Here is a 20,027-nt window from a genome sequence, read left to right as displayed (position 1 = left end):
TTAAAAAAAACGATTATGCCAACTCTCGCTGGCTGGAACCATCCAAAAATCTTCCCATTCTTCAATTGTGTTAACCAAATTATTAAAAACAATAGTATTAGCAGAAACTGCTTTTTCTTTTGCCATTTTTTTAAATTCGATTAATGTTTTGTGCGCAATATGTTCTCCAAGCTTAAAAGTCACATTCATTTTATCTAATAAATCAATTTGATATTGTTTTTCTAAATTTTGAATGAATTGAACAGAAGCATCGATTGAACATCCTGTTGCGGCTTGAACATCCTGATTGACTGCAATAATAATGAAACGATTGTATTCAATCTTGTAAGATGCTTCTAAACTTTGCCCATGAGCAGCCCAATTTTCAAGAAACTCGTGTATAGCCGATTCTATTTCAGCAACTTCATTATCTGCTAATTTTCTATTAGATTGATAAATCCAAATTCTAGAATGCGAAGGTAATGTATCAAATGGTACGTACATTATAATTTAACTAAATCGTTTATTACTTTAAAATACTCATATTTATTTGTTTTTGCATTGTATAATTCTGCATCAAAATAATATACTTTTACTTTATCATTAGCTTTTAAAACCTTATCTAAAATTAAATATGAATTTTCAAAACTATTAATTAACAAAAATTGATTCGTTTTCCCTGTAGCTTCTTTCACTTTTACATAAAGGAAACCATCAACACTTGTACTTACAAAAGTTCCCTCAATGATATCATCTTCATAGGTTTCATCAACTGCATCTGTAGCGCTATCATTAAAATCACTACCAGATGTTTCTAATATTTTTAATAACAAATTTGGACATACAACAGCTACTTTTTCACCTACATCGCCACCAATTTCTTCAATTTTAGAAATATAGTCTTTACCATAGTGTTTTTCAACATCAGGTTGGTATTTATTAACTGCTTCAAGAATACAAAGACCTAATGATAATTCGTAATTATCTTTAGTCATTTCTTTACCTTCAGCACATTTACAAGTTACTTCAGCTAATTTTGTTTTTAACTCGTCTTTAGACAATTTTTGTGAAAACAGCGATGTTGTTGTTACAAAAAACAGGATAATACAGCTTATTTTTTTCATATACTATTATAAATCTTGAGCATTAGCAATTAATTCAGCGACATCCATCACTTTTACATTATTTTCTTTTTCTTTGAATTTGATACCGTCTGTTAACATGGTATTACAGAAAGGACAACCAGCTGCGATAATTTCTGGTGCCACCTCTAAAGCATCTTCTGTTCGTTCTATATTGATATCTTTATTTCCTTTTTCTGGTTCTTTAAACATTTGCGCCCCACCTGCTCCGCAACATAAACCATTGGCTCTTGAGCGTTTCATTTCAACTAATTCAGCATCTAATTTTTGGATTAAATCTCGTGGTGCTTCATATACTTGATTTGCTCTTCCTAAATAACAAGGATCGTGAAAAGTAATTTTTTTACCTTTAAATTGACCACCTTCAATGGTTAGTCTTCCATCTTCTAGTAATGATTTTAAAAATTGAGTATGGTGGACTACTTCATAATTACCTCCTAATTCAGGATATTCGTTCTTTAATGTATTAAAACAATGGGGACAAGCAGTTACTATCTTTTTAATTTCATAAGCATTCATCACTTCAATATTCGTCATGGCTTGCATTTGAAATAAAAATTCGTTACCCGCTCTTTTAGCAGGATCACCTGTACAACTTTCTTCTGTTCCTAAAACGGCAAAAGAAATATTAGCTCTATTTAAAATTTTTACAAAAGCTTTGGTAATTTTTTTAGCTCTATCATCAAAACTACCTGCACATCCTACCCAAAACAATACTTCAGGTTGTTTTCCTTCTGCCATCATTTCGGCCATTGTAGGCACAACTATATTATTATCTGACATATTAAAATATGATTTTCAATTATTATTTAGTGTGTTCGCCATCAAAATTGTGAATCGAAACATCTTTTCTATTTAATCTATAAATTTTTATTCAGCAACTTTATATGCAAATGAAATTTTATTATCTAATTTAATTCATCTGATGCAGTTGTTGCAATTCTTTTTTACTAGTTTTCGTTTTTCCAATTCAGGCGATCCATTTGGTTATATTGCCATGGAGCACCATTATTTTCAATGTTAGTCATCATATTATTTAATTCCATTGGAGCGGCACTTTGTTCCATAACTAAATAACGTCTCATATCCATAATAATAGATAATGGACTAATATTTACAGGACATTCTTCTACACAGGCATTACAAGAAGTACAAGCCCAAAGCTCTTCTGTTGTAATATAATCGTTTAATAAACTCTTACCATCTTCTATAAATGTCCCCTTATTCGCATCAATATTTTTACCAACTTCTTCCAGTCTGTCTCTTGTGTCCATCATAATTTTTCTAGGAGACAATTTTTTCCCAGTTTGGTTCGCAGGACAAGATGAAGTACATCTTCCACATTCGGTACATGTATAAGCATTTAATAATTGTACCCAATTTAAATCCTGCACATCAGATGCTCCAAATTTGGCAGGCACAGCGTCTGGATTCGCAGGTGCTGCAAACGGATCAGCTGAAGGATCCATCATTAATTTTACTTCATTGGTTACACTTCCTAAATTATCAAATTGTCCTTGTGGTTTCAGATTAGCAAAATAGGTATTTGGGAAAGCCAATAAAATATGTAAATGCTTAGAAAAGTATAAATAATTTAAGAACACTAAAATTCCACAAATATGTAACCACCATGCTGCTCTTTCAATCATGAAAACCACTGTATTATCCATTCCATTAAAAATGGGAGCAATAAATTGGGAAATTGGAAAACTTCCTGCTTGATGGTAATGTGAAAAACCACCAGGTATATATTGTAAATGAAAATCTGCTGCATTCATGGTTAGAAACAAAGTCATCAATACCATTTCAAAATAAAGGATGTAATTGGCATCATTTTTAGGATACCCTTTCATCTCTGGTTTCCAGAAGCGTTGTAATTTAGTAACATTTCTTCTAATCCAAAAGATAATAACTGCAACCAATACTAAGAAAGCCAATACTTCAAAAGAACCTATTAAAAAATTATAAAATCCTCCTAAAGAAGCAAAAACTCTATGAGTACCAAATAAACCGTCAATAATAATTTCTAAAACTTCAAGGTTTATTATAATAAAGCCTAAATATACTATAATATGTAAAAAACCCGCTACAGGTCTTTTTACCATTTTAGATTGACCTAAAGCAATCATGGTCATATTTTTCCATCTTGCTGAAGGATTATCATTTCGATTTACATCTTGACCCAATTTTATATTGCGAATTAATTTCTTTACATTTTTTGCAAAATAACCAATTCCAATAACTAATACGATAGCGAATAATATATTAGGTAAAATACTCATAAGGGTTCGTCTTTATTTATTTTTGTTCTGAATTTTCTGATTTTTTATTTGTTTCTGGAGCCACATATGGTTTTTCTTTTTTACCAAAAAGAGAAACGTTTACATAGCGTGTTGGGTGTAGTCGTAAATCTTGTAGTAATAATTCTAATTCTTTAGAAGCTTTTGTAAAATTAGTATACATTGCATCATCTTTCATTAGTTTGCCTATTGTTCCTTTACCACTTTCAATTCCTTTCATAATTTTATCTACACTAGCTAAAGTTTTTTCAAGGTTTTTAACAGTCTGCCCTAAATTAGCTTGAGCAAGAGAATCTGACATTATTGCAAAATTTGCAGTAGTTTTATCTAAGTTTTCAAAAGAATGATTCAACTTGGTTTTATTTTCTGCTAATAAAGAATTTACATTTCTAGAAATTCCACTAAATTCTTTCATCGTTTTGTTCAGTTCACTAATACTACTTTTCAAATTTGCTTTGGTGTTTTGATCAAAAACCTCATTAAAATTAGTAAATAATACATTAGCATTGTCTAATAATTTTTCAATTTTATCTTTTAAAGGTACCATTTGTTCTGCTAAAGCGTCAGTAAGACCTAATTTAGATCTAGCTTGCAAAAATTCACCCGATTGAATTAAATTGGGATCATCATCATTTGGAAAAATAATAATTTCTTTGCCTCCTAATGGAGAAGAACCCGATAATTCAGCCACGCTTGATTTAGAAATTGGATAATCTGAAGTTATCGCTAATTCAACTTGTACTTTTTTATTATCTAAAAAATGATAGGAATTTACTCTTCCCACATTTACCCCTTTAAGTTTTACAGATGAAGCAGGTTCTAATCCTTCAACTGAATCATAGATAACGTATATTTTTTTACTAGAATCAAATAGATTCTTACCTTTTAAAAAATTATATCCCCAAATGAATAATAAAATAGAGGTTATAACTAATATAGCTGTTTTAATTTCTTTGGTTAGTTTCAAAATAAATTATTTTTAACAAAAATAAAACTTTATTTTATTTAATAGCATCCGACAAGTTAATTTTTACTCCGTCTTTATAAGCTACTATAAAGGCTGTTTCAAAACCTTTACTCTTTGCTTCTGATAATTTATTTTGTGCATTTTCATAAGTATCCTCAGAACCAAAAAGATACTTGTAAATTTTACCTGATTGTTCAACATGAACTCCACTTAATCCTTTAAAATTTGATGGTGTTGTAGCAATTTTTGACCCACTAGCCGATAACTGTACCTTAAATTGAATTCCTTTTTTAACACTTTCAATGATAGTTTCAACTGAATTTTCTTTAGCTATTTCAGTGTGCTCATCCGTTTTTACTGTGTTTATAGCTGTAGGATTCCCATTTGAAGAAGATTTATAATATAATTTCTTATAAGAAAAAATAGCATCAGCAATAGCCTTAGCCATTTCATCTTGTCCTTTATCTGTACTTAAATATTGCCCTTCAGCTTTATTAGACAAAAAACCAATTTCAATAAGTACACCAGGCATATATGAAGCATCTAATACCCATAAAGGAGCTTGCTTAACACCTCTACTTTTCTTACTTAATCCGTTTTTAAAATTTTCTTCTACAAAAGCGGCTAATTCTATACTCTGGTTCAAATATTCTTCTTGTAAAATTTTCAAACCTATTAATGATTCTGGTTTGTTTGGATCAAATCCTTTGTAATTTTCTTTGTAATCATCTTCTAACAAGATAACCGAATTTTCATTTTTTGCAACTTCTAAATTAGTTGAACTTCTACTTAATCCCATCACAAAAGTCTCGGTACCAAAAGCAGAATAATTTTTAGCAGCGTTACAATGTATTGAAACAAATAGATTGGCATCTTCTTTATTAGCTCTAATAGCTCTATCTTTCAATTCAACAAAAACATCAGTCTTTCTAGAATAGAAGAAGTCAAAATCGCTATCTTTACTTAAATATTCTCCCACTTTTAAAGTAACAGCCAAAGCAATTTTCTTTTCAATATAACCATTATGGACATTTCCATAATCTTTCCCACCATGTCCTGCATCCAAAACAACTTTAAATTTGGATTTATTTTGTGCAAAGGAATTACAATAAAAAAACACCAAACCAATGATAATAAGCGCTTTATAATTAATTTTCATTTGAGGTATGTAGCAGGTTTTCTTTAGCATAGTTATAATTTTATTAAAAGCTTATTTTTACAAAAAAATATATGTAAGTTTGACACTTCAAAAAGTAAGCCAAATTTTTACAAAAATACTATTATTAGCGTTGTATACAAAGTTATTTCATATCGTTTTTTTAGCATTTTTTCTAATTATTGGAAATTATGTAACCTATTCACAAGAAATAAAACCAAAAAAATCTTTTTTGAAAGAAAAACGGGTAAATCGCAACGACACTATCAATGTCTATAAAGTTATTGATACCCTTACTATAAAAAATGATAGTCTTAGAAAATCAAATGAAATAACTGTCAAAAAAGGAGATTCGATTAAGAAAAAGCCACTTTTAGAAGGTGTGGTTACTCGAAAGGCTAAAGATTACGAAAAAGCGAATCAAAAAACAAAAGAACTCACCCTTTACAATGAAGCCGAATTATATTATACTGATATTGAATTAAAAGCTGGAATTATCGTTCTTAATTATGAAAAAAATGAAGTATATGCTGGAAGAATTAAAGATAGTTTAGGAAATTATACACAATATCCCATTTTTAAGCAAGGAAGTAATGTAATAGAACCCGATTCTATTCGCTTTAACTTTAAGACAAAAAAAGCATTAGTTTGGAACTCAAGAACAAAACAAGGGGAACTCAATATTAAAGCAGAAATCTCCAAAAGAGAAAACGATTCTGTAATTTTCTTAAAAAATGCTAGAATTACTACTTCTAAAAATGTAGATGATCCTGAATATTATTTTGCTGTTTCCAAAGTAAAATTTGTTCCTAAGAAAAAAGTAGTTGTAGGTCCTACACATTTAGTAATTGTAGATGTACCCACTCCTGTATTCTTACCATTTGCCTATTTTCCAATGTCGGAAGATAATACCTCAGGTTTTATTGTTCCTACACCTGGTCAATCAAACCAGCAAGGCTATTTCTTACAAAATGGTGGTTATTATTTTGCCTTAAGTGATTATTATGATTTAGCTGTTTTAGGTGATTACTATACAAATGGCAGTTATGGTTTACGTTTTGAAAGCAGTTACGCCAAAAGGTATAAATTTAATGGCCGTGTTAATTTTAGATTTGAAAATAATATACAAAGCGAGAAAGGATTACCTGATTATGTAAAGTCAAAGCAATACAATATTCAGTGGTCTCATAGTCAAGATGCTAAAGCAGCAGCTAATTCCCGTTTTTCTGCCTCTGTAAATTTAGGTAGTAGTCAGTATTTTAGACAATCTGTAAATTTAGCAAACATTGGTTCTAGTTTAAACAACAACTTAAGTTCTTCTGTATCCTATTCCAAAACATTTCAAACGGTTCCTCAAGTAAATTTTTCATTATCTGCGACACATAATCAAAATACCAATACAGAGGTTATCAATATGACTTTACCTACACTTCAAGCAAGTGTTGATCGTATTTTCCCTTTTGCTCCAAAAGATGGTATAAAGAAAGGATTCATAAAAAATATAAATTTCCAATACAATTTAAGAGGGGAAAATAGAATAACTACAGCCGACTCTTTATTTTTTAAACCTCAAATGTTTAGAGATGCCAAAACAGGGTTTCAACATACTATTCCAATTAGTACCAATTTTAAAATTTTTAATTATTTTAGTGTTACTACAGGAGCAAGTTATAATGAGGTTTGGGCATTAAATACTGTCGAAAAATATTTTAGTCAAGAAGAAAATAAAGTTGTTACTGAAGATGTGAAAGGTTTTGATGCTTTCAGAACCTATAATTTCAATGCAAGCATCGGAACAACAATTTATGGAACATTTAAATTTGGTGATGATAAAAAAATTCAAGCATTAAGACATGTAATGCGCCCTAGCGTTTCATATGGATATACACCGAGTTTTGATCAATATTATGATACCTATGCCATAGATGCCACAGGAAATACTTACCAAGAGTATACACGTTTTGAAGGCGGCCTTTTTGGTGTTCCAGGGAAAAGTTATTCCAACAGTTTAGGTTTTTCATTAAGTAATACTTTTGAAGCAAAAGTAAGAGATGATGAGAGTGAAAAAGGCGAACCTAAAAAAGTAATGCTTTTAAATAATTTAAATTTCTCAACTAGCTATAATTTAGCTGCTGATTCATTAGCTTGGTCTCCCGTAAGAGTTAGTGGAGGAACACAATTATTCAAACAAAAAATGAATGTTAATTTTGGAGCTACATTAGACCCTTATGCAATAGATAATTCTGGACGTAGAATAGACACGTACAATATAGATAACGGCGGTAGTCTTTTTAGAATGACAAGCGCCAATATGACTATCAATTATGGTTTTTCAAGTGCAGATGGTGATAAAAAAGGAAATAGCTCAAATCAAACAGAACAAAATGGCGGCAGACAAGACGATTTATTTGGTACTGGAACAAATTTAAATGACAATAGGCAAAGCCTCTTTAAAGATGATGAAAAAGATAATGAAAATAAAAATAATGATTGGTACAACACTAAATTACCTTGGGATTTAAGATTAGCCTATTCTTTAACCTATAATAACAGTAATCGTCAAAATGAAATAGCTTCAAATTCTTTAATGGTATCTGGAAATGTTGAATTAGCTCCAAAATGGAAAGTAGGCTTTTCTTCAGGTTATGATTTTAAACAAAAAGGAGTAACATTTACACAGTTGCGTTTTGAAAGAGATTTAGAAAGCTGGAGAATGAACTTCAATTGGGTTCCATTTGGAACCAATACCTATTGGGGATTCTTCATCGGTATTAGTTCTTCTGTATTAAGCGATATCAAATGGGAAAAGAATCAATTACCAGATCGCGTTTTTAGATAATCAATTTATACAATAAAAACATGAAAAAAATAATTTTTACAGATAAAGCACCTGCTCCTATTGGTCCTTATAATCAAGCTGTTTTAGTTGGAAACACCTTATACACTTCTGGACAAATTGCCATAAATCCGGTTAATGGTGAATTAGTTTTAACAGATATCGAAACTGAAACAAAACAAGTAATGGAAAACATGAAAGCGGTTTTAGAAGCTGCAGAAATGACCTTTGAAAATGTAATTAAAACTAGTATTTTTATTAGTGACATGAATGACTTTACTAAAATAAATACGGTTTACGGAAGCTATTTTGACGAAAAAACGGCACCAGCTAGAGAAACGGTTCAAGTGGCCTGTTTACCGAAAAATGTAAATGTAGAAATCTCGATGATTGCTATTAAATAAAAAAACTTTGAATTCCATAATATAAATCTCATTCTTAAAAGTTTGAGATTTTTTTTATTCTAACTAAATGAAAGTCATAAAAAAAATTTTATTCTTCATTACTTGTACTTCATTAAGTATTTTGCTTTCGATGTTTCTTATCTATTTAGAAATTGGTAAAACGACAAACTTAAAGTTAGTTGAAACCTTACAAAATTTTATCATTATAAGCATTGGTAGTATTCTAGGTCTTATTTCAGTTCTACTCTTTTTTACCATTAATCACCTAACAATCAAACACATAACTCCATTACTAAGAAAAAGAATAACACAAACAATAATAATCTTATTTCTCTGTCTACTAGTGCATAAAATGCATCTTTTTTTAGAGTTTGATTTAGATATTATATAAAATAAAAAATCTCAAGTAAAACTTGAGATTTTTTATATATAACTAAAGATTTCAATCTTATTTACGATAAAGCCGCTTTAACTTGATCCGCAGCTTCTTGGAATTGTACAGCAGATAAAATTGGCATACCAGAATTATCAATTAATTCTTTTGCAATTTCTGCATTTGTTCCTTGTAAACGCACAATGATAGGCACTTTAATTGCATCACCCATATTTTTATAAGCATCTACAACACCTTGAGCTACTCTATCACAACGAACAATTCCGCCAAAAATATTGATCAAAATAGCTTTTACATTTGGATCTTTTAAAATAATACGGAAAGCCGTTTCCACACGTTTTGCATCAGCCGTTCCTCCTACATCTAAGAAGTTTGCTGGTTCAAAACCTGCGTACTTAATTAAATCCATAGTTGCCATTGCAAGACCAGCACCATTGACCATACATCCTACAGTTCCATCAAGGTCAACATAATTTAAACCTACTTCTTTAGCTTCAACTTCAATTGGATTTTCTTCACGAACGTCTCTCATTTCAGCTAAATCTTTATGACGGAATAATGCATTATCATCTAAATCAACTTTAGCATCTACTGCAATAATTTTATCATCAGATGTTTTTAAAACAGGGTTAATTTCAAACATTGAAGCATCAGAACCTATGTAAGCTTTGTAAAGAGCGTCAACAAATTTTATCATCTCTTTAAAAGCATTACCTGATAATCCTAAATTAAAAGCAATTCTTCTTGCTTGAAATCCTTGCAAACCTACAGCAGGATCAATCTCTTCAGTAAAAATTAAATGAGGTGTTTTTTCAGCTACTTCTTCAATATCCATTCCTCCTTCAGTAGAATACATAATCATATTTCTACCTTTTCCTCTATTTAATAAAACTGACATATAAAATTCTGAAGTTTCACTTTCACCTGGATAATAAACATCCTCTGCTACTAAAACTTTATGAACTCTTTTACCTGTTGGTGGGGTTTGAGGTGTAATTAAATCCATTCCAATAATTTGACCTGCTAATTCAGCTACTTGATCTAAATTTTTAGCTAATTTTACTCCTCCTCCTTTTCCACGACCACCAGCGTGAATTTGAGCTTTAATAACGTGCCAACCAGTTCCTGTTTCAGCAGTTAGTTGTTTTGCTTTAGCTACAGCTTCTTCAGCGTTATTAGCAACATGCCCACGTTGAATACGTACTCCATAGCTAGCTAATATTTCTTTACCTTGATATTCGTGTAAATTCATAATATAATAGGTTATTTCTTTTTAAAAAGTGCCACAAAAATAACAAACTAATTTCTAATTGGCTAACATTTTTAAGGATAATTTGGAATTCTTTGGTGCTTAGAACTTAATTTAAAAAGTTTTAATATTGTTACATTTATAACTAAATGTTATTTTTTGTTTAATTAACACCTTTTTAATTATTGCTTGTACTAAATGTTTTTAATTTGCATAAAAAAAGGAAGATGAAAAATCAGGAATTATTACAATTAGTTGAAGAATTTGGGTCACCACTATATGTTTATGATGCTTCAAAAATTGAAACACAATATAAAAGATTAACTAGTGCTTTTTCAAAAGTAGAACAGTTTAAAATTCACTATGCTGTTAAAGCTTTGTCGAATATATCTATTTTAAAAGTTTTAAAAAGATTAGGTTCAGGATTAGATACGGTTTCGATTGAAGAAGTTATGCTTGGTTTACATGCAGGCTTTGATCCACAAGAAATTATGTATACTCCAAACGGTGTTTCATTGGAAGAAATTGAGAAAGTAGCTGAAATGGGTGTTCAAATAAATATTGATAATCTATCATTTTTAGAACAATTTGGAACAAAACACCCAAAAACACCAGTTTGCGTGCGAATCAACCCACATGTTATGGCAGGTGGTAATGCTAATATTTCTGTTGGTCATATTGATAGTAAATTTGGTATTTCTATACATCAATTACCACATTTACTTCGCATTATTGAAAATACAAACATGAATATTAATGGAATTCACATGCATACAGGTTCCGATATATTAGATGTAGATGTTTTCTTATATGCTGCAGAAATTTTATTTGAAACAGCTAAGAATTTTAAAAATCTGGAATTTATCGATTTTGGTAGTGGCTTTAAAGTACCTTACAAAAAAGATGATATCGAAACTAATGTAGAAGAGTTTGGAAAAAAATTAACCAAGCGTTTTCTTGCTTTCGAAAAAGAATATGGCAAACCATTAACTCTTGCTTTTGAGCCAGGTAAATTTTTAGTGAGTGAAGCAGGTTTTTTTCTGGCTAAAGTAAATGTAGTAAAACAAACAACGTCAACTGTTTTTGCAGGCATTGATAGTGGTTTTAATCATTTGATTAGACCGATGTTGTATGGATCACAACACTACATTGAAAACATTTCAAATCCAAAAGGAAAAGAACGTTATTATTCTGTAGTAGGCTATATCTGTGAAACAGATACTTTTGCGAATAACAGACGTATTTCAGAAATTCATGAAGGTGATATTTTGTGTTTTAAAAATGCCGGAGCTTATTGTTTTTCTATGGCTTCCAATTATAATTCCAGAGTAAAACCTGCAGAAGTTCTTTGGATAAATGGAAAAGGTCATTTAATAAGGCAAAGAGAAACTTTTGAGGATATTATTCGAAATCAAGTTGAAATAGATATATTGAACGAAAGTTTAATTCCTAGTAGTTAATTTTAATTTTAAAAAGACAGTACCAAATCACTTTGGTACTGTTTTTTATTTTAATTAAGGTTAAAAACGGTAATCTTCCAATTTCTACTAACTGGATCTACTGCTCCTAAAATAGAAGCATTTAATAATCTTATTTTTATAGCATTGTTGCTGATGTAACAACTCCAAGTTAAACCACTTTCTAATCCTCCTTCTGGATTACAATTGCAAATACTATTCGACGAGATACCTGTAATTGGTATTTCTAATTCATAAGAAGATAAATTTGAAATGGAAGGAAAATCGAGCATATCATTTAAAACAACTCCTTTCATCATTACTTCTCTAACTGATGAAGAATTGGTAAAATATAAATTGGTTCCATCATATTCCATAGCGCCAGATTCAGGTTGTATTAGGTTGGTTCCTGGAGTAAACTTTAAAGGGGCTGAATAGGATAAACCGTCAGCGGCAGGCAAATTTAATTTTGCAGTTGGATTTTGCAACCCAATTCCTATTTTACCTGTATCGGTAACTACTATGTTTGTACCATTAGCATTTGCTAATGTGGAATAGATTAAAGATTCTCCATTTAAATTTGAGCCAGATTTCCATTCGCTAGAGCTTATTGACAGCCAATCTTCCATTTCATTGTCCCAAAAATAAAAACCTTTGGAATATGTTTTTGCATTCTTAGTAACATCAGTTGACACATAAATTAACATTCCTTCTTGAGCAAGTGACGGATTAATTTGCGATAAATTTGTTACTCTGGGAATTAACAAACCATCGGTAGGACTTGGGTTTGAAATATTAGATGATTGAATTTCTAAAGTTGCTGAAGGCATAGTAGTATTAATACCAACCTGAGCTCTCACTAATGAACAATAGAATATGCCCATTAAAAATAGGTAGTTTTTTTTCATGTTTTGTTTGTTTGGTTTGAAACAAATATAATCTTTTAGCTTATGAATTAAAAAATTAAATTTGTTTCAAATCACGATAAAAAACATTTTTTACAGATAAAATACTTCATAAGCATTTAAAAAATAGATAAAACAACCTATTTATCTTACTTTTTTAGAATGTATTAACAAATTATTAACACAAATATACACGTTTATAACATTTTATCTTATTATTGTGAAACATGTAAAAATATTACAAATTTTTACGTTTTAGAATGGCTATTTTTTGTTTTAAAAAATCGATATTTTTTATTTGATAGATTTTGTTTTCGCTAGACTCTAATTCTTTTAATAAAATAGAATAATAATAAATGGCGCTATCATTTTCTTTTTTAGTTTCAAAACAAGTTGCTATTCTAAAAAAAGAATCATCTAAAGAGGCTTTTTTATAATAATAAACAGCTGAATCAAATTGTTTTAAATTTTCAAAACAAATGGCTATATTTCTGTAATTATCATTAGATTGAGGAGTTCCTAGATATTTAATGCGATTTTTTTTAAAAAGCTGTAATGCTTCTTCATATCTTTTTTGATCAAATAAAGCAATCGCTTTATATTTATAAAAGACAGATTCATTTTTATATTTTTGGATTAATTTATCAGCAAATAATTCCGTTTGAACTGGATTAATCTCTAATAAACTATCTAACTTATAAGTATAAATTTCGATTTTCTGATGATATCTTTCTACATCTGCATGTTCCGATGATGAATAATATGCATTTCTTTTAAAAGATGTTTTTAATTCCTTATTAAAAATTTTCAAGTTTAAAAAAAACATTCCAGTAACATTAATAACTGCAAAAAGAATAAAAACTACAGCAATTATTTTAATAACTTTAAATTTCATTACATTATAAAAATAAAACCAAAATTAAGGAAAGTACAAAAGAAAATATTCCTAAATATAAGATATTTTTACCGTGTTTTCTATCCGATTCAGAATAAACATACACTCTTTCTCCATTAGGCAAGGTCTTCTTTTGTGTGACTAAAATATATCCTATTACATAGCCTAAAAAACCACCTAATAGTGCACATATATAACCTACAGCAATCCAGTCTGAATTACTTTTTTCAGGCTTTTTTAATTCAGCAATTCTTTGATTATTAGCCTTTTCAATACTTTCATCGGTTACTGAAACACCTCTTGACTTTAGTAAATGTATGGCTAAAACATAATCTAATTCGTTCCATTCATCTTTCTTAATAACAATATCAATTAGCTCTTTATTGGTAAACGAAAATAAATAATAATCCTCTGGTAAAGAATCGATTACTTGTGAAGCATCTTCAAAAAGAACTTCGTCTGCTTTTTTAAAATCTTCTGGCTTTATTTTAATTTCATATTCTTCTAATAAAACGCTACTAAAGTTGGAATCTAATGTATTTTTATTTTCAACATATTCATTTAGAATATTATGCTTGCTTAAAAGAGTGGCTACTTCTTTGGCTTGTGCACTAGTTGGATATTTTTTATAAGAGACTAATGACATAAAAATTATTCTACTATTTCTTCTAAAACTTTTGCTTCCGTTCCACTTGGCAATGTTATTTTTAACTTTAAAGCAACTGTAGGTGCAATTTGAGTAATTTCTTTTTTATTATATGAAGCGCCTGGTTTTATTTTCCATCCATAAAATAATAGTGGTACATGAGTATCATAAGTATAAGGTGAACCATGAGTTGTTCCAGTTGCACCATATTCTAAATAGCCTGGTTTTTCTAAAATGATAATATCTCCATTTTGTATAGGGTCAAATCCTTTAGCAATAGCATTAAGATAAATATCATTTCCTGAATTTGCTAATATTTCAGTATCTGTGTATACTCTTCTAATAAAATTTTGAGTATAAATAAATTTCTTAAAACTATTTTTTACTTCTTCTATATCCAAATTACTAGCATCAATACTTTCTTTATTGAAAAAAATATTGGAATTGGAATAATTTAAAAGCAAATTTTCCCCATATTTTTCTTTAGAAAAGGTTTCTAAATCTGTAGTAAACTTTCTAGCATTAACCTGATCGACATTGTATTTATTATCTTTTAGATAAGTCACATTTTCTGCTCCAGCATGATCTGCTGTTAGAAAAACCAAATAATTATTTTTACCTACATTTTTATCTAAATACATTAGAAAATCGGCTAAAGTTTGATCCAATCGTAAATAAGTATCTTGAAGTTCTATAGAACGAGGTCCTAACAAATGACCAATATAATCAGTAGAAGAGAAACTAACCGTTAAAAAATCGGTAATATTATCTTTTCCTAAGTTTTCTTTTTCAATAGCTTTCATGGCAAAATCAGCTATTAAATTATTTCCGAAAGGTGTAGATCGCAATACTCCAGCATCATTATTTTCATACATCTCTTTCATATTATAAGGAAAAAAAGGTATTTTCTTATATAATTTTCCTTCGTATGGATTATTATCATTCAAACTTTCGTTATACACTTCTTTTGGTTTAAAAAGCTCCCATTTTTTATTGAGGTATTTCTCGTAATTTTTTTCATTGTTAAATTGGGTAACCCAATCTGGTAATTTATCACCATAATAAGTACTCGAAACAAATGCTCCTGTTTTACTGTACCAAAATGCCCAATCTGCAAAATGACCAGCTGGCAGAATTGCTCCTCTATCTTTTAAACTTATTCCTATTACTTTTCCTTGAAAGTTAGTTGCTAATTTCAATTCATCAGTAATTGTTGTACTTACTAAATTTTTAGGTGACATTTTACCTTCATAATCTGTACCATTACCTAAAGTTGTAACCGAATTATCATCCGTACAATACATTTCTTTACTAATGGCTTTGTTAAACCAAGTATTTCCTACAATTCCATGAACACTTGGTGTGGTTCCTGTATAAATAGAAGCATGACCTGGACCTGTAAATGTAGGCATATAATTGTAATGCGTATTATGAAATGTATAACCATCTTTCATAAGACGTTTAAAACCATTTTCAGAAAAATCATCTGAAAAACGGTACAAATACTCCATTTTCATTTGGTCAACAACAATTCCAATAACTAATTTTGGTTTGTCTTGAGCATTGATAATAGAAATGAATAAACTAGCAATAAGTAGGATAAACTTTTTCATGGTAATTTTTAAAATTTTGAAAGTTTTAATGGTATTATTTTACAATTTCTACAATATCATAACAGAAAATATAATCTTCACCATACACATATAATTGGGTTTTATTTTTTAAATCTTTTCTTACTATAAAAGATATTTTAAAAGGATAGCCATCAATATTTTTACATAAATACGAATTGATTTCATCAACTTTAGTAATTTCTTTTTGTAAATATTCTACAACAGAGTAATACTGAATAACATTTGAATAAATAATAATTTTGTTTTTATCATAATCTAATTTTACGATAACTTTTACCTTTTCAGGAGTACTCCATTTTCCCCAATTTCCTTTTTTATCTTTCTGTAATACAGATAAAGAGGTCGTTTGAAAATTGAATTGTTGTCCAAAAGAATAACTTAAAGAAAACAAAGTAATGAATGCAATAATTTTAAAGAATTTCATTAGTATAAAAGTTTTTAACAGTATAGAGAAACGTTTTGTCTATTTTTTTAATAAATTTAAGTACCATAATCAAAAATTCTTATCCTATTAAAAAGCGAAATTACGCATCGCTTCTTTTTCAAAATTAAATTCTTGTACAACACTTTCAATAATATCTTTAACTGGTAAAATATCATGAATTACTCCTGCAATTTGACCAATTTCTAGTTCTCCTTCCTCTAAATCACCTTCAAACATACCTCTTTTAGCTCTTGCTCTACCTAACAGTGTTTTTAAATCTTCTACTGATGGACATTGGGTATATAACTTTTGAAGATCGTTGTAAAATTTATTTTTAACGAGTCTAACGGGAGCTAATTCTTTCAATGTCAATACCGTATCCCCTTCATTTGTATTAATAATAGTAGTTTTAAAATTATCATGAGCGCTTGATTCTAATGAAGCGGCAAAACGACTTCCCATTTGCACACCATCTGCACCTAATACCATAGCGGCTAACATCCCTTTTCCTGTTGCAATACCACCTGCAGCGATTAAAGGAATATGTAAATGTTGTTTAACCATAGGAATTAAAGTTAAAGTAGTGGTTTCCTCTCTTCCATTATGACCTCCAGCTTCAAAACCTTCAGCAACCACTGCATCAACTCCAGCATCTTGTGCTTTTAAAGCAAATTTTGAACTACTTACAACATGAACAACAGTGATACCATTCTCTTTTAAAAAAGATGTCCATGTTTTGGGATTTCCTGCAGAAGTAAAAACTATTTTAACCTCTTCTTCAACAATAATTTGCATAATTTCTTCTATATTAGGATATAACATAGGAACATTTACACCAAAAGGTTTATCGGTAGCTTTTTTACATTTTTGTATATGCTCTCTTAAGACATCAGGATACATTGAACCTGCTCCTATTAAGCCTAAACCACCAGCATTACTAACTGCACTTGCTAATTTATAACCACTGTTCCAAATCATTCCTCCTTGAACAATTGGATATTTTATATTGAAAAGTTGGGTAATTCTATTCATTACTGCTTGATTAATTTGCCCTGCAAGTTAGTATTATTAGCAGAAAAATCATAGACATAAATTCCTGGAGCTAGACTTTCTAAAGATATTTTTTGATCATTTTGCAAAACTACAATTTGTAACACTTTCTGCCCTAAACCATTATATAATTTAAACTCTCCTTTGTCAAAATAATTTCCTTTAATATATAATGAATTTCCTACTGGATTTGGATAAAAAGTAAGGCTTTGCTTTACAAAAGATTCTGTACTTAAGACATTGTTAAGAGCCAATTGAAAATCGGGAACACCATAGCCTTTGTAAATATCTGGAGTAGTATATTGATCTGCTGATTCTCTTACAAATTGAATTACTTCATCTGCGGTTAAATTAGGTAAAGCTGACCAAAATGTAGCTACCATACCAGCTAAAATTGGACTTGAAAAAGACGTCCCATTAGAAGTAGTAATTGCTCCTGTCGTACTACTAACAGTAGCACTTTGCCCTTTGGCGCAAACATCTGGTTTAACTCTACCGTCAAAAGAAGGTCCTATAGAACTAAAACTAGCATAAGCTTCTGAACTGTTCACAGCACCTACTGTCAATACATGATCCGCATCTGCAGGTATACCTATATGAGGTTCTGAAGTGTTTCCTTCATTTCCTGCACTTATCACGCATACAATACCTTTTAAATGAGCGATACCAGCACCACGAGAGGCAAACCCTATTTGCCCATTGCGTTGAGAATAAGAATAACTATAACTTGCATTATCATATTCACCATATCCTAATGAAGAATTTACCACATCTACACCTAAACTGTCTGCCATTTCTAATGCTTCTACCCAATAAGATTCTTCAACAGGATTTTCAGAATTTACATCTTCTGTAATAAATAAATAATAGCCAGCATCAGGTGCTGTCCCTACTAATTGCCCATCAACATAACCACCCATTGTAGAAAGTACATTGGTGCCATGTGAATTTCTAGTATAAAAATTAGAACTTCTATCTGGAAAATTATAACCTCCCAAAATTAAATTATTATCACGTAATCTTTGAAATGAAGAAGCTGTATTCACACCCGGAAATCCAGCGTCTAAAACAGCAATAACCTTGCCTTGACCTGTATAATCTTGTTGATGTAATAAATGTCCGTTTAACATTTGAATTTGATTACTCGAATTACCATAGTTATAATTAGCCATTATTTCAAAAGCTTCATTATTTCTATGAGAAGTTGAATATGCAACTCCTCTATTGGTAGGATTCAAACTATGATTTGCAAATTGTACATGGTCTACAAATGATAAGGCAGTTAATGCTTGTATATTCGTTTGTGAACCTCTAATATGCAATGCATTCAACCATTTTGACTTCGCCATGACAGTTATTCCTGTAGCAGCTTCAACTTGTGCCATATAAGTTTGAGAAATAGGAATATCTTTTAAATCCAAAGCTATATTTTGTGTTGTTCTTCTATCTAAGGCTCTCTGGCTTAGCATTTCTAATGGATTATTGGCATAATAAACTTCGTCTGGCTTGTCTACAAAATATACCCATGCATCTTCTTCTTGAGCAAAAGAAGAAAATGAAAGTACAAATAATAAGAGAGTAGCTATTTTTTTCATATTGTAAATATTTGTATCCAAATATATGAAATTCTGAACTTTAGCTGGTTTAAATTACAGTGAAATATAAAAAAACACCATATGCAAACAATAATAAAATTCCTTCTTTTAGACTGAGACTACCTCTTTTGGGTAAAACTACCATTGGTAACAAAATAAAAGCAAATCCTAACATCCAATATATATCTTGATGAATAATACGAACATCTACTTTTTCTATGGGATGAATTATAGCAGTAACTCCTAAAACACTCAAAATATTAAAAATATTTGAACCAATAATGTTACCAATGGATATGTCGTTTTCTTTCTTAATGGCTGCAATAATAGAAGAGGCTAATTCTGGAATACTTGTCCCAATAGATACAACGGTAATAGCAATTACTCTTTTACTCACCCCTAAATTTGTCGCCAAACTAACCGCTCCCTCTACTAATAATTCTGAACCGCCCCACAAAGCGACACCTCCAACCACTAAAAATCCTAAAATTTTAAAATAAGGCATTGGTTTCTCTTTTGCAGTGTCTTCAATATCGATTTGCACTTTTTGGTTATTTCTAATTAATATAATTAAAAAAATGACCAATAATGCCATAAATAAGAAACCGTCTACTCTTGTTAGTCCTCCGTCTAGAATCAAAAAAATGAATAATAGAAGAGAAGCTATCATTTTAGTGGGCCAATCTGTAATATAAAAACTTCGATCTACTTGTATTGCGTTTATTAGCAAAACAACACCTAATACTAGCCCAATATTACCAATATTTGAACCAATAACATTTCCTAATGCGATGTCTGGAAAGCCATTCATTGCAGCTTTAACACTCACTATCATTTCGGGTGCCGATGTAGCAAAGGAGACAACTGTTAAGCCTACAATAATTTTTGAGATATTTAATCGATAGGATAATCCTACTGAAGATTTTAATAACCAATCCCCTCCTAAAACTAACAAAACTAATCCTGCAATAATAAAAAATATGTTTTCCATAAA

At 30.0% G+C, this 20,027-nt stretch carries 18 protein-coding genes; 3 read left to right on the top strand and 15 right to left on the bottom strand.

The features are described 5' to 3' along the window. The 6 genes from CX675_RS02515 to CX675_RS02490 all read right to left on the bottom strand — a co-directional run bounded on the left by CX675_RS02515 (window position 1) and on the right by CX675_RS02490 (window position 5,577). Complete coding sequence (locus CX675_RS02515) at window positions 1-483, bottom strand: ABC transporter ATPase (protein ID WP_130733646.1); 483 nt, start codon at window positions 481-483, stop codon at window positions 1-3. Then, window positions 483-1,103: a hypothetical protein gene (locus CX675_RS02510; RefSeq protein WP_130733645.1), complete on the bottom strand. Its 621-nt coding sequence runs from the start codon at window positions 1,101-1,103 to the stop codon at window positions 483-485. The genes CX675_RS02515 and CX675_RS02510 overlap by 1 nt, the downstream gene beginning before the upstream one ends. A 6-nt stretch (window positions 1,104-1,109) precedes the next feature. Beyond that, window positions 1,110-1,904, bottom strand: a complete 795-nt coding sequence (locus CX675_RS02505) for a (Fe-S)-binding protein (protein WP_130733644.1) — start codon at window positions 1,902-1,904, stop codon at window positions 1,110-1,112. A gap of 167 nt (window positions 1,905-2,071) precedes the next feature. Further along, window positions 2,072-3,403, bottom strand: a complete 1,332-nt coding sequence (locus CX675_RS02500; RefSeq protein ID WP_130733643.1) for a (Fe-S)-binding protein — start codon at window positions 3,401-3,403, stop codon at window positions 2,072-2,074. Window positions 3,404-3,419: 16 nt separating this feature from the next. Then, complete coding sequence (locus CX675_RS02495; RefSeq protein ID WP_130733642.1) at window positions 3,420-4,388, bottom strand: MlaD family protein; 969 nt, start codon at window positions 4,386-4,388, stop codon at window positions 3,420-3,422. Between the two features lie 34 nt (window positions 4,389-4,422). Then, window positions 4,423-5,577, bottom strand: a complete 1,155-nt coding sequence (locus CX675_RS02490) for an N-acetylmuramoyl-L-alanine amidase (RefSeq protein WP_240723575.1) — start codon at window positions 5,575-5,577, stop codon at window positions 4,423-4,425. A 49-nt stretch (window positions 5,578-5,626) separates the two neighbouring features. Here CX675_RS02490 and CX675_RS02485 point away from each other — a divergent pair, with 49 nt between their 5' ends. Together CX675_RS02485 and CX675_RS02480 are read left to right on the top strand one after the other, a co-directional pair. Beyond that, window positions 5,627-8,383, top strand: coding sequence for a putative LPS assembly protein LptD (locus tag CX675_RS02485; protein WP_130733640.1), 2,757 nt, complete (start codon window positions 5,627-5,629; stop codon window positions 8,381-8,383). A 20-nt stretch (window positions 8,384-8,403) separates the two neighbouring features. Continuing rightward, on the top strand, window positions 8,404-8,784 hold the full coding sequence (locus CX675_RS02480) for a RidA family protein (protein WP_130733639.1): 381 nt from the start codon (window positions 8,404-8,406) through the stop codon (window positions 8,782-8,784). Between the two features lie 452 nt (window positions 8,785-9,236). Here CX675_RS02480 and sucC read toward each other — a convergent pair whose 3' ends face one another. After that, complete coding sequence (sucC, locus tag CX675_RS02475; RefSeq protein ID WP_130733638.1) at window positions 9,237-10,430, bottom strand: ADP-forming succinate--CoA ligase subunit beta; 1,194 nt, start codon at window positions 10,428-10,430, stop codon at window positions 9,237-9,239. Between the two features lie 224 nt (window positions 10,431-10,654). Between sucC and lysA the strand changes: the two genes are divergently transcribed. Next, window positions 10,655-11,887 (top strand): diaminopimelate decarboxylase, encoded by a 1,233-nt coding sequence (lysA, locus tag CX675_RS02470; protein ID WP_130733637.1) that lies wholly within the window; start codon window positions 10,655-10,657, stop codon window positions 11,885-11,887. 50 nt (window positions 11,888-11,937) lie between these two features. On the opposite strand, the gene CX675_RS02465 is transcribed toward lysA, so the two are convergent. The 8 genes from CX675_RS02465 to CX675_RS02430 form a co-directional block, all read right to left on the bottom strand. Continuing rightward, window positions 11,938-12,792, bottom strand: coding sequence for a hypothetical protein (locus CX675_RS02465; protein ID WP_130733636.1), 855 nt, complete (start codon window positions 12,790-12,792; stop codon window positions 11,938-11,940). Window positions 12,793-13,027: 235 nt separating this feature from the next. Further along, complete coding sequence (locus CX675_RS02460) at window positions 13,028-13,684, bottom strand: tol-pal system YbgF family protein (protein WP_130733635.1); 657 nt, start codon at window positions 13,682-13,684, stop codon at window positions 13,028-13,030. Between the two features lie 4 nt (window positions 13,685-13,688). Further along, window positions 13,689-14,330, bottom strand: a complete 642-nt coding sequence (locus tag CX675_RS02455) for a hypothetical protein (RefSeq protein WP_130733634.1) — start codon at window positions 14,328-14,330, stop codon at window positions 13,689-13,691. 5 nt (window positions 14,331-14,335) lie between these two features. Further along, a complete protein-coding gene (gene pafA, locus CX675_RS02450) occupies window positions 14,336-15,943 on the bottom strand; it encodes an alkaline phosphatase PafA (RefSeq protein WP_130733633.1) in 1,608 nt (535 codons plus the stop codon). A 34-nt stretch (window positions 15,944-15,977) separates the two neighbouring features. After that, window positions 15,978-16,388, bottom strand: coding sequence for a hypothetical protein (locus CX675_RS02445; RefSeq protein ID WP_130733632.1), 411 nt, complete (start codon window positions 16,386-16,388; stop codon window positions 15,978-15,980). Window positions 16,389-16,475: 87 nt separating this feature from the next. Further along, window positions 16,476-17,420, bottom strand: coding sequence for a nitronate monooxygenase family protein (locus CX675_RS02440; protein WP_130733631.1), 945 nt, complete (start codon window positions 17,418-17,420; stop codon window positions 16,476-16,478). Beyond that, on the bottom strand, window positions 17,420-19,033 hold the full coding sequence (locus CX675_RS02435; protein WP_130733630.1) for a S8 family serine peptidase: 1,614 nt from the start codon (window positions 19,031-19,033) through the stop codon (window positions 17,420-17,422). Before CX675_RS02435 ends, CX675_RS02440 begins: the two co-directional genes overlap by 1 nt. Before the next feature lie 49 nt (window positions 19,034-19,082). After that, the gene (locus tag CX675_RS02430; RefSeq protein ID WP_130733629.1) at window positions 19,083-20,024 is read right to left on the bottom strand and encodes a calcium/sodium antiporter; all 942 of its coding nucleotides are present in this window, start codon (window positions 20,022-20,024) and stop codon (window positions 19,083-19,085) included. Between the last annotated feature and the right edge of the window lie 3 nt (window positions 20,025-20,027).

It is taken from the genome of Flavobacterium sp. J27 (assembly GCF_004303025.1).
Taxonomy (GTDB): Bacteria; Bacteroidota; Bacteroidia; order Flavobacteriales; family Flavobacteriaceae; genus Flavobacterium.
Note: the sequence above shows the minus strand (reverse complement) of the source record. Positions and strands in the feature narration are given on the sequence as shown.

Coding starts and splice junctions, on each gene's coding strand:
- CX675_RS02515 (WP_130733646.1), bottom strand. CDS start 483: ATGTACGTACCATTTGATACATTACCTTCGCATTCTAGAATTTGGATT.
- CX675_RS02510 (WP_130733645.1), bottom strand. CDS start 1,103: ATGAAAAAAATAAGCTGTATTATCCTGTTTTTTGTAACAACAACATCG.
- CX675_RS02505 (WP_130733644.1), bottom strand. CDS start 1,904: ATGTCAGATAATAATATAGTTGTGCCTACAATGGCCGAAATGATGGCA.
- CX675_RS02500 (WP_130733643.1), bottom strand. CDS start 3,403: ATGAGTATTTTACCTAATATATTATTCGCTATCGTATTAGTTATTGGA.
- CX675_RS02490 (WP_240723575.1), bottom strand. CDS start 5,577: ATGCTAAAGAAAACCTGCTACATACCTCAAATGAAAATTAATTATAAA.
- CX675_RS02480 (WP_130733639.1), top strand. CDS start 8,404: ATGAAAAAAATAATTTTTACAGATAAAGCACCTGCTCCTATTGGTCCT.
- sucC (WP_130733638.1), bottom strand. CDS start 10,430: ATGAATTTACACGAATATCAAGGTAAAGAAATATTAGCTAGCTATGGA.
- lysA (WP_130733637.1), top strand. CDS start 10,655: ATGAAAAATCAGGAATTATTACAATTAGTTGAAGAATTTGGGTCACCA.
- CX675_RS02465 (WP_130733636.1), bottom strand. CDS start 12,792: ATGAAAAAAAACTACCTATTTTTAATGGGCATATTCTATTGTTCATTA.
- CX675_RS02460 (WP_130733635.1), bottom strand. CDS start 13,684: ATGAAATTTAAAGTTATTAAAATAATTGCTGTAGTTTTTATTCTTTTT.
- CX675_RS02455 (WP_130733634.1), bottom strand. CDS start 14,330: ATGTCATTAGTCTCTTATAAAAAATATCCAACTAGTGCACAAGCCAAA.
- pafA (WP_130733633.1), bottom strand. CDS start 15,943: ATGAAAAAGTTTATCCTACTTATTGCTAGTTTATTCATTTCTATTATC.
- CX675_RS02445 (WP_130733632.1), bottom strand. CDS start 16,388: ATGAAATTCTTTAAAATTATTGCATTCATTACTTTGTTTTCTTTAAGT.
- CX675_RS02440 (WP_130733631.1), bottom strand. CDS start 17,420: ATGAATAGAATTACCCAACTTTTCAATATAAAATATCCAATTGTTCAA.
- CX675_RS02435 (WP_130733630.1), bottom strand. CDS start 19,033: ATGAAAAAAATAGCTACTCTCTTATTATTTGTACTTTCATTTTCTTCT.
- CX675_RS02430 (WP_130733629.1), bottom strand. CDS start 20,024: ATGGAAAACATATTTTTTATTATTGCAGGATTAGTTTTGTTAGTTTTA.